Source organism: Arthrobacter sp. TJ-170 (genome assembly GCF_058269305.1).
The window spans coordinates 16,728-36,611 of sequence record NZ_JBZCNL010000009.1; the positions used below are offsets into that span (position 1 = coordinate 16,728).

Consider the following 19,884-nt stretch of genomic DNA (forward strand, 5'->3'; position numbering starts at 1 on the left):
GCCTAGCGGTCCGTCGCCTGCCGCTGGTTCGGGTCGCGGATATGGTCACAAGACGAGCTCCCTTGGCTTGTCGGCTGCGCTGGCTTCGAGCCACTTTCGGTCCAGTCCCTGCTTGGCCAGCCGTTCAATCAGCTCCCTGAGCGCCAGCGGCGGTTGTGGGCTGTCGGGCTGGCCGGCGTCCGATGCGAGGATCAGCATGTCCCCGGCAGCGCGGGCCACGTCCCCAAGGAGGGCATCGGTCATTCCCGGCTGATGCCACAGCTGGTACGCGGTGATTTCCACGTGCGCGCCCAGCTCCGCCAATTCGGCTATCTCTGCCGGACTCATTCCGGGGACTGTGTAAGAGGGATGGGTCAGCAGGAAACGCCTGATGTTCCGGCTTCTTGCCTGTTCGAAGAGCCAGCGGCACTCCGGACCGCTGAGGTGGCCGGTGCACAGGACTGCGTCGAACTCGGCGATGAGGTCCAGCACCAGGGAGATGTCACCGAGTTTTTTGTCATCGGCAGCCAGGACCGGAGGAGTGGCCAGCGCCGAGCGGCCGAGACGCGGCTGGAGATCACAAAGCCGGGGGAGGGCCGCCGATTCCTGCGTGTGCGCATCAGCGGTGGGAAACCACACCACGCGGCCACCGCTGTGGAGCGTCGCCGCGACGGAGGAAGGGTTGATCCCACCGGCGGGCCGGTTGAGCGCTATACCGCCGACGACGTCGAGGCCGAAGGTGCGTGAGAGTACTTTGGCTCGGCCAACTGTGGATTCCTGGTGTCCCTTGAGTACGAACCCACTGAACCCCGCTGCGACATATTCGGCACAGATCTCATCGTCGTACCCGATGCGGTCAAGCACGTCGGGCGCGGCGTGGACGTGCACATCAAACAAAACGCCTCGTCTCGTTGCGCTCCATGCACTTCAGCGTGCGTGGGTCGTCATGCCGATGACTCTAGAAGTACACCGTGATCTGCGCAACGGTACGGTGCAAAATCAGCAACGAGCGATGCATCTTTGTGTTGCATAGTTTGCATCGACGTGTTGCTGTGCTTCACCCTGCGGTGGATAGTGATGGCGAGTACAAATACTCCGCGCAGAAAGAAATTCAGTGAACCAATACGACGGCTTCCGGGAGTCGGATTCCGTGAAGGTCCGGCTGCTCCAGACGAACCCCGTTCTGGGCGACGTTGATGGGAATCTGCAGAGGCTCGATACTCTCGTTGCGGACAGTAGCGGCCGGGACCTGGTGGTGGCGCCTGAGCTAGCCACCCACGGCTATCACCTGAGTGAGGTTCCCGATGCGCTGCCGCTGCGTCCTACGGATGAACGGCTGCTCAAGCTCGGCACACACGGCCCCGTGGTGGTGGCAGGATTCGCGGAAGCCTTCCGCCACCACTCGTTCAACAGTGCCGCGACGATTTCGGGCGGTGAGGCCATAATCCAGCGCAAAATGTATCTCCCCACGTATCGTGGCTGGGAGGAGCGCAAGCATTTCCGGCCGGGCGGCACCCTGCGGTGCGAAGACGTCCTTGGCACAAGAATGTCGGTGCTGATCTGCAATGACGCCTGGCAGCCCGCGGTACCGTGGCTCGCCGCCCATAGCGGGGCAGAGGTGATGGTTGTGCCGGTGAACAGTGCTACCAGCACCGTCGGCGTGCCGACAGCACGCGCCTGGGAGATTCTTCTGCTGCATGCCGCAGTCGTGCTCCAGTCCTATGTCATCTTCGTGAACCGCTGTGGTGAAGAGGATCGGCGGGATTTCTGGGGCGGCTCCCGCGTCTACCATCCCTCGGGTGACGTGATCGCAGAGCTTGGCCCGGACGAGGGCGTCGCTGATTGTGAGCTCGATTTGCAGGAGCTGCGTTTGTTGCGCCGCCGGTGGCCTCTGCTGCAGGAATCGCGTGCCGACGTCATTGCCCGAGAGGCTGCAAAGCTGGCTGCCGAGGAGCTCTAGACCCTGATGACTGCCGAGCAGAAGCAGAGCAGCGCCGCCAAAATGATGGCGCTGTTGGAGGTGCTGGCCGCCGCGGATGCCAGTGTGCACCCGCGGGGAATGACCGTCTCCGAAGTTGCACGGGCGCTGGACCGGGATAAGTCGATCATCTCCAGGCAACTGAAAAGCCTCCTGGAGTCGGGCCTGGTCACCCGCGACTCAGGGGGTTGTTTCGAACTGAGCTGGCGCCTGTACGCACTGGCCTCACGGGCCGGTGACCAGCATCTGGCAAAGAATGCGGGCCCAATCATGCGAAGGCTCACCGATAACGTCCGGGAGCGCAGTCATCTGACCGTCCTGAGCGACGGGGAAGTGCTCACCGTCCGCTCGGAGGGCTCCCGGCGTTCCCTTGAAACCCAGGGCTGGGTCGGCCGGACGATTCCCGTCGTCCGAAGTTCAAGCGGCATGGCATTGCTGATGGACCATGACGATGACGTGATCCTCGAGATTGCACGCAGTTCAGAGCCGAAGATATCAAAACGGCAGGCGACAGCCTTCCTCGACGGCGTCAGGCAGTCCCGCGAGCGCCAGTACACGGTCGCCAACCGGATCTTTGATCCGGAGATTATCGGCATAGCCACTCCTGTGCGGGATATCTCGGGACAAATCATCGCCGCCCTCAACATCTCCGGTCCGGCTGCCCGGGTGGAGGGGCACATAGAGTACTTCGGGGGTCATCTTCTGGCCGCTGCCAACAGTCTTCGTCAGACCGCCCCCGCATGATCAGCTAGAGCACCAGTAAGCTGGCTTGGTAAGTCACGTAGCGAAGGAGCTCCTTATGGACTCGGTATTGGAAGCAATCCGCGATGAAGTGGTCCGTCGGAATCCCGGCGAAACTGAATTCCACCAAGCTGCGTCTGAGGTGTTCGATTCCCTCACCCCTGTGATGAAGAAACATCCGGAGTTTGTCGAGGCCTCGATCCTCGAACGCATCTGCGAGCCCGAGCGCCAGATCATCTTCCGCGTCCCGTGGGTCGACGACGAGGGCAAGGTCCGCATCAACCGCGGCTTCCGCGTCGAATTCAATTCCGCGTTGGGACCCTATAAGGGTGGGCTGCGGTTCCACCCCTCGGTCTACCTTGGCATCGTGAAGTTCCTCGGTTTCGAGCAGATCTTCAAGAACGCGCTGACCGGCTTGCCGATAGGCGGCGGCAAAGGGGGATCCGACTTTGACCCGCGCGGCCGCAGCGACGGCGAGGTCATGCGCTTCTGCCAGTCGTTCATGACGGAGCTCTACCGGCACATCGGTGAACACACGGACGTTCCCGCCGGCGACATCGGTGTCGGCGGCCGCGAGATCGGTTACATGTTCGGCCAGTACAAGCGGATCACCAACCGCTACGAGTCCGGTGTTCTGACCGGTAAGGGCATTGGCTGGGGTGGGTCCCTGGTCCGCCCGGAAGCAACCGGCTATGGTGCCGTGCTGTTCACCCGGGAAATGCTCGCGAGCCGGGGCCTCGGGTTTGATGGGCAGCGGGTCCTCGTCTCGGGCTCCGGAAACGTCGCCCTGCATGCGATCGCGAAAGCACAGGCGCTGGGAGCAAACGTGATCACTTGCTCCGATTCAGCCGGGTATGTCGTCGAGGAGCAGGGCATCGACGTCGAGCTGCTGCGCGACATCAAGGAAAACCGGCGCGGACGCGTCAGCGACTACGCGCAGGAGCGCGGCTCTGGCGCGGTCTTCGTTGCCGGCGGCTCGGTGTGGGATGTCGACGGCGGGGTTGCGCTGCCGTGTGCCACGCAGAACGAGCTGGATGAAACTGCCGCCAAGCGGTTGCTCGCCGGCGGTCTGGTAGCGGTGGCTGAAGGCGCCAATATGCCATGCACACCCGAGGCGATCGGATTGTTTGAGGAAGCAGGAATCCTTTTCGGTCCCGGCAAGGCGGCCAACGCAGGCGGTGTGGCGACGTCGGCTCTGGAGATGCAGCAGAACGCCAGCCGTGACGCCTGGTCCTTCGAATACACCGAGCAGCGGCTGGAGGACATCATGATCAACATTCATGAGCGCTGCGCTGCCACGGCTGACGAGTATGACCTGCCGGGTAACTATGTGGCGGGCGCGAACATCGCCGGCTTCGTTCAAGTGGCCAACGCGATGCTTGCGCTGGGCGTGGTGTAACGCGCACGCCTGGACCCGGATCAGAGGTGGAACGGGGCCTCGTTCCGGGCACAGATATCGCGGATGTGACCGACCAGGGCGTCGTTGAGCGGGATGCCGGTGTTCAGCCGTTCCGCCCGCACAGTCCGCTCCATGTCGCCGGCCACGAGGACCGGACTATCCGGCGACGCGGGAGGTTCGGAACGCAGCGTGTCCAGGATCTGTGAGACCGACGTCGTGAACTGTTCGGGCTCTCCGAAGAACCCGGGGTCGATGGCCAGGCAGAAGTGTCCTATATCGCTCGGGTCCGCCGGCTCCCTCAGCGGAGCGAAGGTGGCACCGGCGAGTGCGCCTGCCAGAATCTGGACCATGACGGCGAGCCCGTAGCCCTTGTGGCTGGATAGCGCCTCGGTTCCTCCCAGTGGACTCAATCCGCCCTGCTGTTCACTGCGGAGCTGGCTGTAGGCAGCGTGTGAATCGGTGACGGGTTGGCCAAGACCATCGAGTACCCACCCGGCGGGCAGGGGCTGGTTGAGGTAGTCGTACACCTTCACCTTGTTCACTGCGACGGTGCTCGTCGACATGTCCAGGACGAACGGAACATCGGCGTCGGCGCTCGGCGCTGCGAACGCCAGCGGATTCGTCCCGAGGACAGGCCTCGACCCGCGGGTGGGGACCACGGACTTGGTGGGTGTGGTTGAGGTGACCAGCCCTAGCTGGCCGGTCTCGGCAGCGATTCTGGCGTAATGTCCTGCCGCGCCGAAGTGGTGGGAACGATGGACGGTGACCACCCCTACGCCGGTTTCCCTGGCCTTCGAGGTGGCAAGCTGCATCGCTGTCACCATCGCGGAGTGTCCCAGGTTGTGGCCGCCGTCGATCACCGCGGTTGATGTGCCCTCCCGCTCGATGACCGTGTCGGCGCCGGTGTTGAGTTTCCCGTCGTCGATGAGCTGCTGGTACATGGGCAGCATGGAGATCCCGTGAGAGTCGATCCCGATCAGATCCGTCTCCACCATCACGCCGGCGGTGGTTTCAGCTCTTTCCGGAGCCAAGCCCCAGGCGGACAGGACCGCGAGGATCTGTTCCCGTACGGTGTCTGCCGCGTATTGCTTCATAGCTGCCCCTCGTCATCGTGAGTGCTGATCTGCTTCCCAATTCATACACGGACAACACTAGGCGGGCGGGCTAGTGAATGCCCGCTTACGCAGGCGCGGCATATTTACGACGGCGGTACTCGGTTGGGCTTACCCCAAACCTGCGCTTGAAGGCCGTGCTCAGCGAGAACGCGCTGCCGTAACCGATCTCGCCCGCAATCCGTGCCGTGGTGCGGTGCGGATCCGCGAGGAGTTCGCTGGCCAGAAGCATCCGCCAGTTGGTCAGGTATGTCATCGGCGGCTCGCCGACGGCGGAGCGGAAGCGAGCGGCCAGGGTGGCCCGCGAGACATTGAGGCGGCGGGCAAGCGATTCCAACGTCCACGGCTCGGCGGGCAGTTCGTGAAGCAGTTCCAGGGCCTTTCCGACGACGGAGTCGGCACTCGCCGACAGCCAGCCCGTCGCGCGTCCGGGGTGTGCATCGGTCCAGGCACGCACGGAGTGGACGAGGAGCACGTCCAGCATCCGGTCAATCACGCTGCCCTGCCCGGGCGCATCCGTTCCAACCTCCTCCGCGAGGAGTTGCACCAGTGCGGGATTGACGGCGCCCGCGGGAATGACGGCGGTGCGCGGCAGGGCTGCCGTCACCGCGGAACCGATTTCAGCGTCGCTCTCGTAGGTACCGATCAGCATGGTGGTCTCACCGGACACGGTGTTCCCCCATGTGCGGACCCCGTGGCTCATGGTCAGGTGCACCGGCTCTCCGACGAGGGTGGTGCACTCCTGCCCGGGATGAATAACGATGCTCGGCTCGCGCCCGGGCTCATCAGAAACGACGTAGGGCTCCGGCCCACGAACCAGTGCTATATCGCCCACACCAAGTGAGATTGATTCGCCATCCACCCCGAGCCACACTTGCCCCGACAGCACAGCCATCACAGTCAACGGAGCATGGTCCCTCACGTCCAGCGACCACGGAGGGGTCATAGCCACGCGTAGCGCGAAGGCCTGACGGGCATGCGGGCCGTCGAGAAAGCGAACGAGCGGATCCATGCCGCCTACGCTAGACGATTGCGTATGTATTCGCCCAGCATAACTATGTAAAGTCTGAACTAATCACGGTGTGCTTGAGCCATGACTGCTCCTGACTTCCTTGAAACCGCCGCTACAACTGCAGCGGCGGTGTGCGCCGGGGCCACCGGCGGCGTCTACGTGGCGTTCTCCACCATGGTCTTGCCCGCCCTCAACGTCCGGGCGGGGAGTGAAGCAATCGGCGCAATGCAGCGGATCAACGTGCTTGCGGTCCGTCCACCGTTCATGGCCCTCTTCTTCGGGGGCGCACTCGCCTCCGTGGTCGCAGGGGTGACCGCCGGGACCTCAGGGTCGCCCATGCTGCGGCTGACCGGTACGGCACTGTCCTTGGCGAGCTTCGGTGTGACGATCGCCGTCAACGTTCCGCTCAACAACGCGCTTGCCCGTGTGCCTGTCAGAAGCGTGGGCCCGGATGTATGGCGAACGTTCGAGCGTCCCTGGGGCCGCGCAAATACCGTGAGAGGCATCCTGGCGCTCGCCGGTGCGGCAGCACTCGCAGGTTCCCTGACGGGGTGACGCGTGGACCGCGCTCCATAACTACGTAAGGTGAACCCCATGCAACCGAACGAACCGAACATCAAGCAGATCAACGCAGACGGGCTGATGCTTCCTCGGGGGAAGTACAGTCACGTCGCCATCGCTCATGGCACCGCCTATATTTCCGGACAGTTGCCGGTGAACAGTGAGGGGAAACCTGTCACCTCCAAGACCTTCGCACTGCAGGTCGAGCAAACTCTGCATAACCTCGATGCCTGCCTGGTATCTGCAGGACTTCACCGCTCCGGTCTGGTCCAGGTGAGGGTGTACCTCACGGACATGTCCGACTGGCCCGCGTTCGACGAAATCTATGGCGAGTGGATCGGTTCGCATCGTCCTGCTCGAGCTGTCGTGGGGGTGAGCGCGCTCAACCACGGTGCGGCCATTGAACTGGAAGCCACCGCCGTCGTCGTCTGAGGATTCGTTCTATTTCGTGGCGACCAGAGTTGCATAGACGACGAGGTTGTTCACGAACTCCCCGGTTGATTCGGTGAATCCGTCGCAGGTAATCAGGCGCAGTTCCGCATCATCCACGGGGAAGTAGACGGCTTTGGTGGGAAAGTCGTCCTTGGGGTAAAGCTCGCTTTTGTAGACCTCAAAAACGGCCGTGGAACCGTCTTCACGGGCAACTTCGATCTGATCGCCGTTCTTCAACGCTTCCAAGTTGTAGAAGACACCGGATTCATCCTCGGTCGAGTTCACGTGCCCCAGTAAAACCGATGGTCCAAGCTCTCCGGGTGTCGGGGAACCCGTGTACCAGCTGGCAGGCGCGCCTTCGTGGTCGGGCGGAACTTCGAGTGTGTTGTCTTCACGCAGCCCGGTTTCGATGATGCCGCCAGTGCGTTCGAGCGCCGGTATGGCAAAACTGACCGGTGGTGATGCCTCCATTACCCGCACCTCGTCGGCTTGCTCGGTGCTGCCCGGTGCCGGGGCACTTGAAGCTTCGGCGGAGGGGCTCGCGGCTATTTGCGAGTTCGTCGCGATCTCGTTGTCGCCGGTAACCGGAGAGGCACAGCCAACCGTCAAAAGTATGAGAGCCGCCGCCCCCGCTGCGAAGCGGGAGCGGCGGCTCGTCATACCCTGGATCATGGGTTAGTTGCTGGTCCTAGTGGTCAGCGACCATGCGGCGACGAACAGCGTAGGCTGCACCGGCTGCAGCGAGCAGGCCCGCTCCACCAAGGGCAAGCATGCCGGCGTCGTTGGCTCCAGCGTTTTCGCCGGCAGCAACAACTTCAACGCCCGTGTCGGCTCCGCCTGCAGGCTGCATCTGCAGCGGTCCGCACAGAGCCGGTGCAGTTGCCGCAAGCGGCAGTGATTCGGCTCCGGGCAGTGTGCTCATCTTTTCGGTAGCTGCGGGTGGCTGAGTAGCGGGATCCAGGCCGTGAACAACAACGACACCGGTTCCGTTAGCCAGGGCGTCCTGGGTTTCCTGGTTCAGTTCGAATGTGCGCTCGTAGGTGTAGCTGCTGCCTGAGGGAGCAGCCGAAATGGCCGTGGCGGCGTCAGGTCCGGTGCTGCCCTCGAGGGAGAGGGTGGTGCCGACATTGCCGTATGCGGGCACACCTTCAGGGGTGTTGATGATGCCGTCGCCGTCGGCGTCATCAGCCATGGTTGGGCAGACGCCCTGACCACCGATGTGAATGTGCTGCACATGGGGGAAAGGTCCGTCCATGAAAGTTTCCGCGAGGCCGGATGCCTTGACCGTGACGGTCGCCTGGGCGCCGTTGACCTCGATCCAGGCTGAACCTGTTGCACCGCTATTGTTGAGCTGGTTCAGCGTCGTGGAATAGGAGCCGGCGGCGTGGTCGGCCATGGCTGGAGCACCGGCCATAGTGGTAAGTCCGAGTGCGACGGCGGGAGCGATCAGTAGTGCTTTCTTCATCAGAGTTGCCTCCTCATAGAATCCTGCGGATGGTCTCGCCGGCACATACGGTCTGGTTGGAGCTGTGGGATGCGCGGTGTGCGTGCGAGTAGGGTTTCCCCTGTGACCCGACAGTGCCACAGGACCTCACCCCACCGATAGAAAGCTAGCTGATCGTTATGGTGCTGTTACATACGGATGGGGCGATGAATCAGATCTCCGCAGTGCCCTGGAAGCAGGTGGTCGTGGCGCCGCCCACCCAGACGGTGCCGTCGTCATCGGCGGTGATCGTGATGTCTCCGGCCCTGCCCAGCCGGGTCCCCTGGGAAACCCGGTACGTGGACGGAACCTCGCCGGCTCCGGTCAGCCACTGACCCACGGAGGCGTTCATGCTTCCGCAGACCGGGTCCTCCACGATGCCGAGCGGCAAAAAACAGGATCCCGTTCCCCCGCCGGACGTTGATCAGGCCCGCGGTGCACTCCTGCACGATGATGTCGTCGCGCCGTGGACAGGTTGGTCCACCGCGCGACGCGCTGCATCGCTACATCGCTACATCGTCCAGTCCTTCACCATCCAGTACGACGGCGACTGGGTTGCCAAGGTAGGGAGTCGGAGAGAACACATCGACCTGAGCAAAGGGACGGGAAGAAGTCATGCGAGAAATCTTGTCAGGACTGATGCGGGCGAGGCCAGCCCCGCTCACATCAGGGGTCCACGGAGGGGCCGGTTGCCACCCCGCTACGGAGCTGGGCGGTGGTATTCATTTGGGTCCTTCCAGGGGGATGTGGTAGCACTCAATGTAGTCCTCAAGGGGCCTCCCGAACATACGTTTCAGAGGGAAAATTTCGCTGTACGTGAGTTGCGGGATTCGTCACAACAGGGCACACTGCCGGCGCTTCCGTATGGGTGTGTTCCATGACCTCACGTACGGTAAAAGGGATGAGTCACGTACCCGCATCCAGCGCACCTGCACCTTCGAGGGGATGGGGTCGGTCACTTCCTGCCATCCTTCAGGGGGTGCTGATGGGCCTCGTGGAACTGGTGCCCGGTGTCTCCGGGGGCACCCTCGCGCTGGTCCTCGGGATCTACGACCGCCTGATTGTCTCCGCTAACCATGCTGTCCGGGCAGCAACCTCTCTCGTGGGTAGGCAGGGCCGAACGCTGGCCGTCGCGAACCTCAAACAGGTCGAGTGGTCGCTGGTCCTTCCGCTCCTCGCCGGCATGGTTCTGGCCCTGTTCATGTTGGCGGGGCCGCTCCACCACTTCGTGGAGACTCAACCCGTCATCTCACGGGCGCTCTTCCTGGGCATGGTGCTCGCGAGCCTGCTGGTGCCGGCGACCATGGTTCAGAGGCTGACGCCGCCCGGGCGAGGTCCTTTGATCCGCAACGCCTGCGTTGTGCTCGCTGTGGCGGCTGTGGTTTTCCTCCTCCTCGGCATCCCCGCGGTGCAGGTGGAAGAACCGACATGGTGGGTACTGCTCATCAGTGGCGCGGTGGCTATCTGCGCACTCGTGCTGCCCGGATTGTCGGGTTCTTTCGTCCTGCTCACCGTGGGAATGTATGAGCCAACCCTTGAAGCAGTGAGCACCCGGGACTTGGGGTACATCGCCCTCTTCGGAGTCGGCACGGTGATAGGGCTCGCAACTCTGGTACGGGCCCTCGCCTATCTGCTGCGCGAACACCGGCGCCCCACGCTGGTGGTCGCTACCGGTTTGATCCTTGGTTCCCTTCGGGCGATTTGGCCGTGGCAGGACGGTACGGCGCTCCTTGCCCCAGACCCGGAGGGCTGGGCCTGGCCCTTGGCTGCAGCGGTGGCAGGCGCCGCGACGGTAACTCTCCTTTGGTTGCGTGAGCATCGGGCGATCCGGCTCTCCTAGCCTCCTGATCAATCGCCAGCGACAGGCAATCGGCCCACCTCCCCGATAGGGGAGGTGGGCCGAGAGTTGAGCGCTGGGACTCTGTTCTTACCGGTTGTCGATGAGGTTGGCGTTGTCGACCTTGCGGTGGAATCGCATTCCGGCCAGGCCGCCGAGGACCGCACCGGCGAGGGCTACGATCGCGGCGATGAGCGCGGAGATGATTCCTGTTGTGGTCAGATTTTCCGCGTTAGGGATCTGCGGGAAGGTGTTGACCTGCGCGAGGATGTTGAACTGGTCACCGGCGATTGCGCCGAGGATGCCGACGATGATCGCGATGACGATTGCCCACACCCACACGGCAATGCCCTGCTTCACGCCGTTGAACCGCGCCATCCGGCCGGCGACATAACCGCCGCAGAAGTAGGCGAGGAACAAGATGATGGCCAGGATGATCGCCCCAATGATTCCGGCGGTCTGCGGATCGGGTGCATCCGCATTTGTTGCGTTGCCGATGATTGCGCCGAATGCTGCGGCCAGTGCGGTCAACAGCACTGCGGTTCCGGTGGCGGTGAGCCAGCCGAAGAAGGCCGAACCAATCTTGACGCCGCCGAACTGTTCTTTTTCCCGTTCCAGCAGGTGATCGCGCTGGTCTCTGTCGATGTCGTTGCGCCGGGTGTCGTCCCGGTCGTCGTCGAGGCGCCGGGTGTGGTCCGGGTCATTGTCGTCCGGCCCGCTGTGGGCGGATCCTGCGCTTGTGCTCATGGTCTCTCCTGGGGGCTTATTCAGTGCTAGTGGATGGAATTCGCTAGTTGACGGCCTTCGGATATCGACGTCGTACTTAACGGTAGTTCCAAAAGAGCCAGATAGGAAGCACGCTTATTACTAGTTAGCCTGCCGAAGTGGCCGTTCGGCAGCGCAGAATCTCCTCACCCGGGCCATACGGCACGGTTGCGGTGTCAGCGGCTTCGTCACGGCGTAAGCGTCCCCGGGCTTTCGGCCGCCGCCCGTGCATATGAAGCTGACACCCGACGGTAGACCGGAGTCGCGAAGGCCAGCAATGCGGCAGCAATAATGGTGAGCCCCGCGATCAGGAATACGAGGGCTATGCCGCGGGAGGTTCCCTCCCCGAGTAGCGGGGCCAATTGGGTTGCGCCTTCTGCTGAGCGGGCGTACGGGATGATCCAGATCTGGGCGATGGGCGCGATGAGGAACGCGGTGATGGGTGCGGCCGCGGACTCGAGAGCCATTGCAAGCCCGAACACCCGCCCCTGACGGTGCAGGGGCACGACCCGCTGGATGACCGTTTGCTCGGCGGCCTCGATAAATGGAATCAGAACCAGGTACAGCCAGATGCCGGCGATGTAGAGCCATGCCCACTCTCGGATCGTGAAGACCGCGCCGATAACTCCCATCACCACCACAGCGACGAGCATGGTCCGCAGCGGATTGGATCCGAGGCCAAACTTGGCGATCAGGGCGCCGCCCACAATGAACCCGGTGGCGCCGAGCGCGAAGAAGGTTCCCCAAAGCTCCACGGGGAACAACTCCAGCCCGTACGGGTCCATCAGCGCCATGTAGACGCCGCCCACGAAGTTGTTGAATGTGGAGAACAGGATCAGCGCGAAGAGGCCCGAAATAGCCATGACGGCCGCCCAGGAGCCGCGTAGGTCGAAGCTCCCGTGTGCGTCTGTGGCGGCGGCACGTATCTCTTCGGGCATGCGCAGCGTGAGCAGATGCGCGAACGCAAGCGCCGTCAGGACGAGGGCGACAACGATCGTCCAACCCATGCCGAGCAACCCCACCGACAGCCCGGAAAGCACCGAGGTGATAATGAACATCAGCCCCTGCACCAGCCCAACCATCCCGTTGGCGTTGGCCCGCCGGTCCGGCTCGATGAGGATGGAGACCGTGGTGGAAAGGGCGATGTTCCGCATGTTCTCCACGACCGCCCCGATCAGGATGATCAGCGTAAAGACCCAGAACCAGGGTTGCCTCAGGTCCAACAGACTGGTTCCGGGGGTGAGCAGGAACATGATCCCGGCGAGCAGGAACATCACCAGGGTGAATGCGCCGGCAAAACGCATCACTGCGAGCTTCCGGTAGCGGTCCACGAACGTGCCGAAACTGATGCTCGACAGGGCGATCAACAGCATGTATGCGCCGCCGATCACCCCGGTGGCAATCACGTTTCGCGTCTCCAGATAGGCCCAGAACGTGAGGGCGAACCAGAGGTAGCTGGTGGTGATGTTCGCGACGCCGGTGTTCACGAGGATCCCCATGAAAGTGCGGAACCTTTCCGCCGGGCTGCGGAGCGATGTGTCAATGACGTCGTCGTCCGGCGGCCGCGCGGTGCCACCGCTACCGGCGCGGATAGAGGGAATTGTCGCGTCCGCGGAGAGGTCCGCACCGTGGGGAACCGCACCGGCCTCGAGCGGAGCCGGATCCTGTCCGGTCATGCGCATCAGTTTACTCAGAAGCCCCGACGGGGCCAGTAGCTTCCGAACCCTCACCACCGGTAAATGCGGTGTCGTAATTCAGGCGGCCAGGGAAGCTCCTTCGGTCGGCAGTGCCTCTTAAGCTGGTTGGACCGACGACTGGAGGCTGGCATGATCACGACAGCGAGTGAGACGACGGTGGACGAGGTGCTGGCCGAGTTGACTGCCCTCGAAGACCCCAGGATCCGTGAGGTGAATGAGAAGCACGGCGATAACCATGGGGTCAATCTCACCAAGCTGCGGGCGCTGGCGAAGCGGCTGAAGACCCAGCAGGACCTCGCGCGTAAGCTCTGGGCGACTGGTGACTCTGCAGCGCGACTACTGGCGCTGCTGATCTGCCGGCCGAAGGATTTCGGACGCGATGAACTGGACGCGATGCTTCGACAGGCACGCACGCCCAAGGTGCAGGACTGGCTCGTGAACTACGTGGTGAGGAAGTCACCACATGCTGAGGATCTGCGGTTGGCATGGTTCAACGATGCGGATGCAGTGGTGGCGAGTGCGGGTTGGGCGCTTACCTCTGAGCGGGTAGTGAAGAAGCCCGAGGGACTCGACCTGCCCGGCTTGCTCGACCTCATTGAGGCGCAGATGAAGGATGCCCCCGAGCGGTTGCAGTGGGCTATGAACACGTGCCTGGCGCAGATCGGTATCGGGCAAGCCGAGTACCGTGACCGTGCGCTCGAGATCGGTGAGCGGCTGGAAGTGCTCAAGGACTATCCGACACCGCCCGGTTGCACGTCACCGTACGCGCCCATCTGGATCGGGGAGATGGTGCGGCGGCAGGGCGCAAAATAACTAAGTAGGAGCCCTGCCGCCGAAGCTCAGTCGAGTTGGTTGATGCGAATGAGGTTCCCGGCCGGGTCCCGGAAGGCACAGTCGCGGACTCCGTAGTCCTGATCGGTTGGCTCCTGCACGACGTCGACGCCTGCAGCCTGGAGCCGGTCGAACAGTCCGTCGAGGTCGTCTGTGGCAAGGGTGATGGCGGAGTAGGATCCTTTGGCGATGAGCTCAAGAATCGTGCGTCGTTCATCGTCAGTGATACCGGGATCTACAGCGGGTGGGTGCAGCACTATCGAAGTACCCGGTTGTCCGGCCGGCCCGACGGTGATCCAGCGCATGTCCTCGTAGCCGACGTCGTTGCGGACTTGGAATTCGAGAATGTCGCGGTAGAAGCTCAGTGCTGCGTCAGCGTCGGTGTGCGGGAGGAAGGTGTAGTGAATGGTGATGTTCATGCGCATCACCCTAGACTCGGCTACCCGCGGCTCGCTTCTTGATTCCTGACCGGTCTGGTTGCCTGCCTGGCCAGGCAGGGCGGGATTCCCTCGATGTGTTCGTGCTCACGGCGGTAGACGCTCGGCGGGACGCCGACCAACTCGGTGAACCGGGTGCTGAAGGTGCCCAGCGAGGATGAACCAACCGCGAAGCACACCTCGGTGACGGTGAGGTCTCCACGGCGCAGGAGGGTCATCGCTCGTTCGATTCGCCGGGTCATCAGATACGAGTAGGGCGACTCCCCGTAGATGCGCTTGAACTCACGGCTCAGGTGACCGGCCGACATATGGGCACCGCGAGCCAACGCTTCGAGGTTGAGCGGTTGGGCATACTCGCGGTCGATGCGGTCGCGGACGCGTCGCATGACGGCGATATCACGCAAACGTTGCGCCTCAGCGCTTCCAATCCCCATGGTTTCATCTTTCCACTGTGGCCATTGATCAGGAATGGAGAAGCATCACTCAAGAAGATCGCAAGCCGAGAAAATGATCGCGGCCCAGGTCAAGAAAGCAGTGAACCAGGGCGGCGTGCGGGCGCCCGGGGTTCCCTCTGTTCCACCGGAGGCGTAGAGTCGCCGCATGGCTGGCACACTCGTTCGTCCCCGTAGCGGCAAAGTAATAGCAGGAGTCTGCGCGGCTCTTGCGACCGCGTTTGGGCTGCCCAAGTGGCTCGTCCGGCTCGGATTCGTGATCTTCGGATTGGTAGGAATTGGAGAGTTGGTCTACATCATTCTGTGGATCGTGCTTCCCAAAGAAAACTACTGATCCGGTAGCGTGCGGCAGACCTGATTAGCGGTCTCCCACCGAACGCCCAGGCGGGCTATCTCGCGGCCTCTGGTGCCCGGGGTGCGGTCGCGGTCAGTCTTCGACGAGAATTGCTTCCAGGATGTCGATGACCTGCGCCCGCTGTATCGCGCAGTTCGAGGCCGGCCATCCCGTGTCCGCGAAAACGCGGCCGACGTCGGTGCTGGCATCCCATTCCACCTCGTCGTTCGCGTTGAGGCGGTACACATTGAATATGATTGGTCGGCCCTGCGCCAGGCGGCGTTCGGCGATGGCCGCGATACGCTCTGCAGCCTTCCGGGGTGTGGAGAGGAACTGCCCAGCAGCAATGCCCACCTTCACCTCCCATAGCTTGCCCGTAAGGGAGGGAATGGTCTGGAGCTGTTCGATCATTTGTGCCGTCATGCCCGGTATGTTTGCCACGGTTCGCACTCAGTTACACGGTGATGGGAACAATTCGATTACGGCGGGCAGCGTGCTCTTAACCACCGCCCGGGCCGGTACCCGGGTTCATAGGCACAGGTAATTCAGTCGGAGGGGACCGGTGCAATACACGCGTCTCTTTTGAACGCCAGAGGAGCCAGCCCCACCAGAGCTGAGCACCACCGAGGAGTAGTGCGGACAACACCCCGAGGACAGGCAGGAACGGCCCCTCAAGGGCGAAGAAGGCCGGGCCGCCCAAGGCCAGGAGGATACCGGCGCCGCGGGGGAAGACGCGAGCACGTGCAGCCGCTACGCCCAGGATGGTCAAGCCGATCGGCCATCCAAGGAGGAGTATCGCCACACCGATCATCGTCGGAGTGGTGAGCAATGGGCCGTCCAGGGCAAGGAGTTCCGGAGCATCGGTTGCGAGGATGGGAAACGCGATCGCTTCCAGCCCCATGACCGCGGACCCGCCAACGCTGCCCGCCAGGCTCGCGGCCAAAGCGGCTTGACCCCAGCGGCCGAGCTGGTTGTGGTGTGCGGCCACTATGCCGCAGGCCCCCACGAATGCCAGCGCTATCGCGATCAGAAGAGCGAGGTGAATGGCGGTCCACAGAGGGGTGCCCTCAACGGACTCACTCACGGAGTTGGTGAGGATATTGGGATGCAGCGGCGTGGTGGCCGCCACCAATAAGCCGCTGATCGCCATGCAACCGGCCGAGACCCGAAGCGGAACCCGTACTACCGGCACGCCATTGGGCTCCCGCGGCTGAGGGCTGGACATTCTGAATCATCCCCTTACGGGTGCTGAAGCAGTCTGCGCCGGACACCAATGTCCGGGCTTGTGCACATGCTGATCCCGCTGGCGGTATAAGTCAAGAGCCTGCTTTGTACTCCGCGGTAGAGAGTTAGCGTTGCACGGGGTCGCCTTCTCCGAGCAGGCGCGCGATCGCGCTCCGGTCAGGGGCGGACTCCCAGTCGCCCGGCGCCGTGCACGCAATTGCACCGCACGCGGCGGCTGTGCGTAGACGCTCGCCCAATGAGGCACCGCCGACGAGCTCGGCAAGGTAACCGGCGACAAAGGCATCGCCGGCACCGACCGTATCGACGGCCTGCACCGGAAATGCTGGCTGCTGGGCGGTGCGACCGTCGGCGAGCGCAAGGGCACCGTCGGCGCCGAGCTTCACGATCGCCTGCGTCGGACCCAGCCTGGTGATCGCCTCAACCTGCGTAGCCGGCTCGCTTTCGCCGGTAAGCAACTCCGCCTCGTCGTCGCCGGCGAACACGATATCGGCGCGGGCAGCGATCTCGCGATATGCGGCAGCGGCTGTTTCGCTACTCCACAGCCGCGAGCGGTGGTTCACATCGAAGGAGACAAGCGTGCCGCCCTCCACCGCCGCATTGATCGCGGCGTCCAGCGCTGCCCGTGGTCCGGCACCGAGCGACGCCGTGATACCCGTAATGTGCAGGATCCGCGCTTCGCGGATGAGGGTCATGTCCAACTGCTCGGGTGAGAGAAAGGAGCCCGCGCTGGCTGTCCGGTAGTAGGAGATGGCGCTGGAGCCCGCCGTCGGGCGCTCCTTGAGCATGAGGGCAGTCGGAGCATTCGGGTCGCGGGTTGCTGCGGCGTTCACGCCCTCGGCCCGCAACTGTCGTTCTATCAGGCGGCCCAGAGCGTCATTACCAAGACGGCCCATCCACGTGGCGGGCACGCCGAGGCGAGCGAGGCCGATCGCGACGTTGCTCTCGGCGCCACCGAAGCTCAGGTCCATTGAAGGTACGAGCTCAAGTCGACCGATGCGGGTGGCGACGAGCAGGCCGAGAGACTCACCGATCGTCACGACGCTCACTGTTCAGCTCCTCGGCTCGTCTCGGTGTGAACTGCAACGGCTTCCCGGGCAGCTTCGGCTACAGCATCAGCGCCGGCAGCAATCCGCGCCGGTGAGGCGATCCAGGAACCACTCGCCGCAAAGACGGCCGGATGCTCCAGGTACTCGCGGAGGTTGGTGGCACTGACGCCGCCACTGGGCATGAAGCGCACGCGAGGGAACACCGGGGCGAGCGCGCCGATGAGCGCGAGACCGCCCGCGACGCCGGCGGGGAAGAGTTTCATCCGCTCGAGGCCGAGACGGAGGCCGCGCTGAATTTCGCTTGGCGTCATCACGCCGGGAAGCACCGGGACACCGGCGTCGAGCGCACCCTCGACGATTTCCTCGTCAAGACCTGGCGCGACGATGAATGCGGCACCCAGGTCGAGCGCACGGCGCAACTGTTCGGGGTCGAGCACCGTGCCTGCGCCGACAAGAACGTCGCCTCGGGCGGCAATGCGCTCGATCGCCGACATTCCGTAGTCGTTGCGTAACGCGACTTCGAGCACCGGCAGGCCGCCGGCAACAAGCCCGTCCGCGAGAAGGTCTGCTTCCTCGGCGCTATCAACTGTCGCAAGCGGGACGACGCCGCTGAGTTCGACCTTCATCGCGCCATCCACCCGCCGTCGACCGGGAGCGTTACTCCGGTGACGTAGGCAGCTGCCGGACTCGCGAGGAACACTGTCGCGCCCTGGAGGTCCTCGGCGTCACCCCAACGGCCGGCTGGGATGCGCTCGAGGATCGCCTGTGAGCGTTCCTCGTCGGCGCGCAGCGCCACGGTGTTGTCGGTGGCGATGTAGCCCGGCGCGATCGCGTTCACGGTGACACCGCTCGCGGCCCACTCATTGCTGAGAGCTTTCACCAGACCGGCGATGCCCGACTTCGCAGCGGTGTACCCGGGCACATTGATGCCGCCCTGGAAGCTCAAGAGGCTCGCGGTGAAGACGATGCGCCCGTAGCCACGCTCGAGCATGCCGGCTGCGACGGTCTGCGTGAGCACGAACTGATTGCGCAGGTTGACGTCGAGCACCTCGTCCCACCACTCGAGTGGATGCTCAGCTGCGGGGGAACGGCGGATGGTCCCGGCATTGTTGACCAGGATGGCGGCACGGTCCCGCACCGAAGCGCCGAAGGTTGTGACGGCGTCGCGGTCGCGGAAGTCGACGGCGTAACCTTCGAAGCTCCGTCCCAGTTCGCGAACGCGCGTGCCGATCGCGCCGCCGTCGGCCTCCTGGCTGGCGGATGCTGCGATGATGTCGGCGCCGGCCATTGCAAGCCCCTCCGCCATCGCAAAGCCGATGCCGCGCCGGGCGCCGGTGACGACGGCCGTGGTGCCGGTCAGGTCAAATGAGATGGTCATGCGCGAACTCCCTGTACGTCGACGAGAATCTTCATTGCGGACGCTGAGAGCAGTGCCTCGAACGCTTCCGAGGTGTCATCGAGCGGCACGATGCGGGTGATGAGCGCATCCGCCGGCACCGCGCCGGAGGCAAGCAGTTCGACGGCGCGTTCAAAGTCCTCGCGCTCGTAGACCCGCGCACCGAGCACCTCAAGCTCCCGCCAGAAGATGCGGTGGAGATCCACGGGCACCGGTTCGGGGTGAATCGCAACGAACACCACGCGGCCCCGGGTGCGTGCGTGGTGGGTGGCATCCAGGGCGGTGCCGCGGGTCCCCGCAACTTCGAAGACGACGTCGGCGCCGGCACCGTTGGTCTGCTCTTCGACCACGGCGGCGAGGTCGCCCGCGATGGGATCGACGACGGTGGCGCCCTGCTGGGCAGCGAAGGCGCGGCGGTCGGCGTCGGGCTCGGCGAGGATGACTTCCGCGCCGGCGGCGCGGGCCACGACGGCGATGAGCTGGCCGATGGGACCGCCACCGATGACGACGGCGGTCTCGTCTGACGCGAGCCGCGAGCGCCGCACATCATGTACCGCGACGGCGAGAGGTTCGACGAGTGCTGCGTGCTCAAGAGAGACGCCATCGGGGAGCGGGACCACAAGGGAGACAGGCACCGTCCACTGCTCCTGCAGTGCGCCGGGCGAGTCGATACCGACGAAGTCGAGGCGCTGACAGATGTGCTTGTGGCCGGCAATGCAGGAAGCGCACTCCCCACACCAGCGCAGCGGCATCACCGTGACCGGTTGACCTGGCGACAGCGACTCCACCCCCGGCCCGACTTCGCTGATAACGCCGCTCATCTCATGGCCGATCACCGCCGGCATGGCCACCCGTGAATCCATGTGGCCCTGCACTATGTGTAGGTCGGTGCCGCAGATGCCGTTGTATGCCACACGGATCGTGACCTCTCCGGCGGCTGGCGTTTGGGCTTCGGCGTCGACGACCTCTATCTGCCGGTCGCCGGTGTATCTCGCTGCTCGCAATGCCATCTCCTTCTCTTGTTCCCTGAACCATAGATGAAACTTTGTTCCAACGGAAGTTCCGTCTGGCGTAACTAGGTTCTATCTGGTTATAGTAGGCTCTGGCTTCGCCGGTGGTGCAAGTCACATCACCCGCAAACTACTCG

General features: G+C 63.7%; 24 protein-coding genes. 8 read left to right on the plus strand and 16 right to left on the minus strand.

Going from position 1 to position 19,884, the window contains the following annotated elements; translation table 11 throughout:
• Positions 1–45: 45 nt before the first annotated feature.
• Positions 46–867: a DUF6282 family protein gene (locus AC4D1W_RS15060; protein ID WP_490899259.1), complete on the minus strand. Its 822-nt coding sequence runs from the start codon at positions 865–867 to the stop codon at positions 46–48.
• A gap of 226 nt (positions 868–1,093) precedes the next feature.
• Between AC4D1W_RS15060 and AC4D1W_RS15065 the strand changes: the two genes are divergently transcribed.
• Genes AC4D1W_RS15065 through gdhA form a run of 3 tightly spaced genes read left to right on the plus strand, consistent with a single transcriptional unit; the run spans position 1,094 to position 4,097 of the window.
• The gene (locus tag AC4D1W_RS15065) at positions 1,094–1,939 is read left to right on the plus strand and encodes a nitrilase-related carbon-nitrogen hydrolase (protein WP_490899260.1); all 846 of its coding nucleotides are present in this window, start codon (positions 1,094–1,096) and stop codon (positions 1,937–1,939) included.
• Between the two features lie 6 nt (positions 1,940–1,945).
• Positions 1,946–2,701 (plus strand): IclR family transcriptional regulator, encoded by a 756-nt coding sequence (locus AC4D1W_RS15070; RefSeq protein WP_490899261.1) that lies wholly within the window; start codon positions 1,946–1,948, stop codon positions 2,699–2,701.
• A 55-nt stretch (positions 2,702–2,756) separates the two neighbouring features.
• Complete coding sequence (gene gdhA, locus AC4D1W_RS15075; protein ID WP_490890357.1) at positions 2,757–4,097, plus strand: NADP-specific glutamate dehydrogenase; 1,341 nt, start codon at positions 2,757–2,759, stop codon at positions 4,095–4,097.
• A gap of 20 nt (positions 4,098–4,117) precedes the next feature.
• Here the strand turns inward: gdhA and AC4D1W_RS15080 are convergent, their stop codons facing one another.
• Both AC4D1W_RS15080 and AC4D1W_RS15085 read right to left on the minus strand, forming a co-directional pair.
• A complete protein-coding gene (locus AC4D1W_RS15080) occupies positions 4,118–5,191 on the minus strand; it encodes an Ldh family oxidoreductase (protein ID WP_490899262.1) in 1,074 nt (357 codons plus the stop codon).
• A gap of 85 nt (positions 5,192–5,276) precedes the next feature.
• The gene (locus tag AC4D1W_RS15085) at positions 5,277–6,221 is read right to left on the minus strand and encodes an AraC family transcriptional regulator (protein WP_490899263.1); all 945 of its coding nucleotides are present in this window, start codon (positions 6,219–6,221) and stop codon (positions 5,277–5,279) included.
• An 81-nt stretch (positions 6,222–6,302) separates the two neighbouring features.
• Here AC4D1W_RS15085 and AC4D1W_RS15090 point away from each other — a divergent pair, with 81 nt between their 5' ends.
• Both AC4D1W_RS15090 and AC4D1W_RS15095 read left to right on the plus strand, forming a co-directional pair.
• Positions 6,303–6,776, plus strand: coding sequence for an anthrone oxygenase family protein (locus AC4D1W_RS15090; RefSeq protein WP_490899264.1), 474 nt, complete (start codon positions 6,303–6,305; stop codon positions 6,774–6,776).
• Between the two features lie 39 nt (positions 6,777–6,815).
• Positions 6,816–7,214 carry a RidA family protein gene (locus AC4D1W_RS15095; protein ID WP_490899265.1) on the plus strand — a complete coding sequence of 133 codons (399 nt, stop codon included), beginning with the start codon at positions 6,816–6,818 and terminating at the stop codon, positions 7,212–7,214.
• A gap of 9 nt (positions 7,215–7,223) precedes the next feature.
• On the opposite strand, the gene AC4D1W_RS15100 is transcribed toward AC4D1W_RS15095, so the two are convergent.
• The 3 genes from AC4D1W_RS15100 to AC4D1W_RS15110 all read right to left on the minus strand — a co-directional run bounded on the left by AC4D1W_RS15100 (position 7,224) and on the right by AC4D1W_RS15110 (position 9,049).
• A complete protein-coding gene (locus tag AC4D1W_RS15100; RefSeq protein ID WP_490899266.1) occupies positions 7,224–7,874 on the minus strand; it encodes a class F sortase in 651 nt (216 codons plus the stop codon).
• A 28-nt stretch (positions 7,875–7,902) separates the two neighbouring features.
• Positions 7,903–8,679, minus strand: a complete 777-nt coding sequence (locus AC4D1W_RS15105; RefSeq protein ID WP_490890344.1) for a hypothetical protein — start codon at positions 8,677–8,679, stop codon at positions 7,903–7,905.
• A gap of 190 nt (positions 8,680–8,869) precedes the next feature.
• On the minus strand, positions 8,870–9,049 hold the full coding sequence (locus AC4D1W_RS15110; protein ID WP_490899267.1) for a hypothetical protein: 180 nt from the start codon (positions 9,047–9,049) through the stop codon (positions 8,870–8,872).
• A gap of 549 nt (positions 9,050–9,598) precedes the next feature.
• On the opposite strand from AC4D1W_RS15110, the gene AC4D1W_RS15115 reads away from it, so the two are divergent.
• Positions 9,599–10,537 (plus strand): DUF368 domain-containing protein, encoded by a 939-nt coding sequence (locus AC4D1W_RS15115; RefSeq protein WP_490899268.1) that lies wholly within the window; start codon positions 9,599–9,601, stop codon positions 10,535–10,537.
• 87 nt (positions 10,538–10,624) lie between these two features.
• Here the strand turns inward: AC4D1W_RS15115 and AC4D1W_RS15120 are convergent, their stop codons facing one another.
• Entirely contained in the window at positions 10,625–11,281 is a 657-nt protein-coding gene (locus tag AC4D1W_RS15120; RefSeq protein ID WP_490890332.1) for a hypothetical protein, read from the minus strand.
• A 206-nt stretch (positions 11,282–11,487) separates the two neighbouring features.
• Positions 11,488–12,798: an MFS transporter gene (locus tag AC4D1W_RS15125; protein ID WP_490899311.1), complete on the minus strand. Its 1,311-nt coding sequence runs from the start codon at positions 12,796–12,798 to the stop codon at positions 11,488–11,490.
• 327 nt (positions 12,799–13,125) lie between these two features.
• Here AC4D1W_RS15125 and AC4D1W_RS15130 point away from each other — a divergent pair, with 327 nt between their 5' ends.
• A complete protein-coding gene (locus AC4D1W_RS15130) occupies positions 13,126–13,809 on the plus strand; it encodes a DNA alkylation repair protein (protein WP_490899269.1) in 684 nt (227 codons plus the stop codon).
• A 26-nt stretch (positions 13,810–13,835) separates the two neighbouring features.
• Here the strand turns inward: AC4D1W_RS15130 and AC4D1W_RS15135 are convergent, their stop codons facing one another.
• Positions 13,836–14,246 (minus strand): VOC family protein, encoded by a 411-nt coding sequence (locus AC4D1W_RS15135; protein ID WP_490899270.1) that lies wholly within the window; start codon positions 14,244–14,246, stop codon positions 13,836–13,838.
• A gap of 20 nt (positions 14,247–14,266) precedes the next feature.
• Positions 14,267–14,698 carry a helix-turn-helix transcriptional regulator gene (locus AC4D1W_RS15140; RefSeq protein ID WP_490899271.1) on the minus strand — a complete coding sequence of 144 codons (432 nt, stop codon included), beginning with the start codon at positions 14,696–14,698 and terminating at the stop codon, positions 14,267–14,269.
• Between the two features lie 166 nt (positions 14,699–14,864).
• Here AC4D1W_RS15140 and AC4D1W_RS15145 point away from each other — a divergent pair, with 166 nt between their 5' ends.
• Complete coding sequence (locus AC4D1W_RS15145; protein ID WP_490899272.1) at positions 14,865–15,050, plus strand: PspC domain-containing protein; 186 nt, start codon at positions 14,865–14,867, stop codon at positions 15,048–15,050.
• A gap of 93 nt (positions 15,051–15,143) precedes the next feature.
• Here the strand turns inward: AC4D1W_RS15145 and AC4D1W_RS15150 are convergent, their stop codons facing one another.
• The 6 genes from AC4D1W_RS15150 to AC4D1W_RS15175 all read right to left on the minus strand — a co-directional run bounded on the left by AC4D1W_RS15150 (position 15,144) and on the right by AC4D1W_RS15175 (position 19,741).
• Positions 15,144–15,473, minus strand: a complete 330-nt coding sequence (locus tag AC4D1W_RS15150) for a hypothetical protein (RefSeq protein ID WP_490890323.1) — start codon at positions 15,471–15,473, stop codon at positions 15,144–15,146.
• Between the two features lie 76 nt (positions 15,474–15,549).
• Entirely contained in the window at positions 15,550–16,275 is a 726-nt protein-coding gene (locus tag AC4D1W_RS15155; RefSeq protein ID WP_490899273.1) for a hypothetical protein, read from the minus strand.
• Positions 16,276–16,399: 124 nt separating this feature from the next.
• Positions 16,400–17,341, minus strand: coding sequence for a sugar kinase (locus tag AC4D1W_RS15160; RefSeq protein ID WP_490890319.1), 942 nt, complete (start codon positions 17,339–17,341; stop codon positions 16,400–16,402).
• Positions 17,338–17,967: a bifunctional 4-hydroxy-2-oxoglutarate aldolase/2-dehydro-3-deoxy-phosphogluconate aldolase gene (locus AC4D1W_RS15165; protein WP_490899274.1), complete on the minus strand. Its 630-nt coding sequence runs from the start codon at positions 17,965–17,967 to the stop codon at positions 17,338–17,340. Before AC4D1W_RS15165 ends, AC4D1W_RS15160 begins: the two co-directional genes overlap by 4 nt.
• Positions 17,964–18,719 (minus strand): SDR family oxidoreductase, encoded by a 756-nt coding sequence (locus tag AC4D1W_RS15170; protein WP_490890315.1) that lies wholly within the window; start codon positions 18,717–18,719, stop codon positions 17,964–17,966. The genes AC4D1W_RS15165 and AC4D1W_RS15170 overlap by 4 nt, the downstream gene beginning before the upstream one ends.
• Complete coding sequence (locus AC4D1W_RS15175) at positions 18,716–19,741, minus strand: zinc-dependent alcohol dehydrogenase (RefSeq protein ID WP_490899275.1); 1,026 nt, start codon at positions 19,739–19,741, stop codon at positions 18,716–18,718. Before AC4D1W_RS15175 ends, AC4D1W_RS15170 begins: the two co-directional genes overlap by 4 nt.
• Between the last annotated feature and the right edge of the window lie 143 nt (positions 19,742–19,884).

Excerpts from the sequence above, each read along its gene's own strand:
- AC4D1W_RS15070 (WP_490899261.1), top strand. The coding sequence starts at position 1,946 with ATGACTGCCGAGCAGAAGCAGAGCAGCGCCGCCAAAATGATGGCGCTG.
- gdhA (WP_490890357.1), top strand. The coding sequence starts at position 2,757 with ATGGACTCGGTATTGGAAGCAATCCGCGATGAAGTGGTCCGTCGGAAT.
- AC4D1W_RS15080 (WP_490899262.1), bottom strand. The coding sequence starts at position 5,191 with ATGAAGCAATACGCGGCAGACACCGTACGGGAACAGATCCTCGCGGTC.
- AC4D1W_RS15085 (WP_490899263.1), bottom strand. The coding sequence starts at position 6,221 with ATGGATCCGCTCGTTCGCTTTCTCGACGGCCCGCATGCCCGTCAGGCC.
- AC4D1W_RS15090 (WP_490899264.1), top strand. The coding sequence starts at position 6,303 with ATGACTGCTCCTGACTTCCTTGAAACCGCCGCTACAACTGCAGCGGCG.
- AC4D1W_RS15095 (WP_490899265.1), top strand. The coding sequence starts at position 6,816 with ATGCAACCGAACGAACCGAACATCAAGCAGATCAACGCAGACGGGCTG.
- AC4D1W_RS15100 (WP_490899266.1), bottom strand. The coding sequence starts at position 7,874 with ATGACGAGCCGCCGCTCCCGCTTCGCAGCGGGGGCGGCGGCTCTCATA.
- AC4D1W_RS15105 (WP_490890344.1), bottom strand. The coding sequence starts at position 8,679 with ATGAAGAAAGCACTACTGATCGCTCCCGCCGTCGCACTCGGACTTACC.
- AC4D1W_RS15110 (WP_490899267.1), bottom strand. The coding sequence starts at position 9,049 with ATGAACGCCTCCGTGGGTCAGTGGCTGACCGGAGCCGGCGAGGTTCCG.
- AC4D1W_RS15115 (WP_490899268.1), top strand. The coding sequence starts at position 9,599 with ATGAGTCACGTACCCGCATCCAGCGCACCTGCACCTTCGAGGGGATGG.
- AC4D1W_RS15120 (WP_490890332.1), bottom strand. The coding sequence starts at position 11,281 with ATGAGCACAAGCGCAGGATCCGCCCACAGCGGGCCGGACGACAATGAC.
- AC4D1W_RS15125 (WP_490899311.1), bottom strand. The coding sequence starts at position 12,798 with ATGGGGATCCTCGTGAACACCGGCGTCGCGAACATCACCACCAGCTAC.
- AC4D1W_RS15130 (WP_490899269.1), top strand. The coding sequence starts at position 13,126 with ATGATCACGACAGCGAGTGAGACGACGGTGGACGAGGTGCTGGCCGAG.
- AC4D1W_RS15135 (WP_490899270.1), bottom strand. The coding sequence starts at position 14,246 with ATGAACATCACCATTCACTACACCTTCCTCCCGCACACCGACGCTGAC.
- AC4D1W_RS15140 (WP_490899271.1), bottom strand. The coding sequence starts at position 14,698 with ATGGGGATTGGAAGCGCTGAGGCGCAACGTTTGCGTGATATCGCCGTC.
- AC4D1W_RS15145 (WP_490899272.1), top strand. The coding sequence starts at position 14,865 with ATGGCTGGCACACTCGTTCGTCCCCGTAGCGGCAAAGTAATAGCAGGA.
- AC4D1W_RS15150 (WP_490890323.1), bottom strand. The coding sequence starts at position 15,473 with ATGACGGCACAAATGATCGAACAGCTCCAGACCATTCCCTCCCTTACG.
- AC4D1W_RS15155 (WP_490899273.1), bottom strand. The coding sequence starts at position 16,275 with ATGTCCAGCCCTCAGCCGCGGGAGCCCAATGGCGTGCCGGTAGTACGG.
- AC4D1W_RS15165 (WP_490899274.1), bottom strand. The coding sequence starts at position 17,967 with ATGAAGGTCGAACTCAGCGGCGTCGTCCCGCTTGCGACAGTTGATAGC.
- AC4D1W_RS15170 (WP_490890315.1), bottom strand. The coding sequence starts at position 18,719 with ATGACCATCTCATTTGACCTGACCGGCACCACGGCCGTCGTCACCGGC.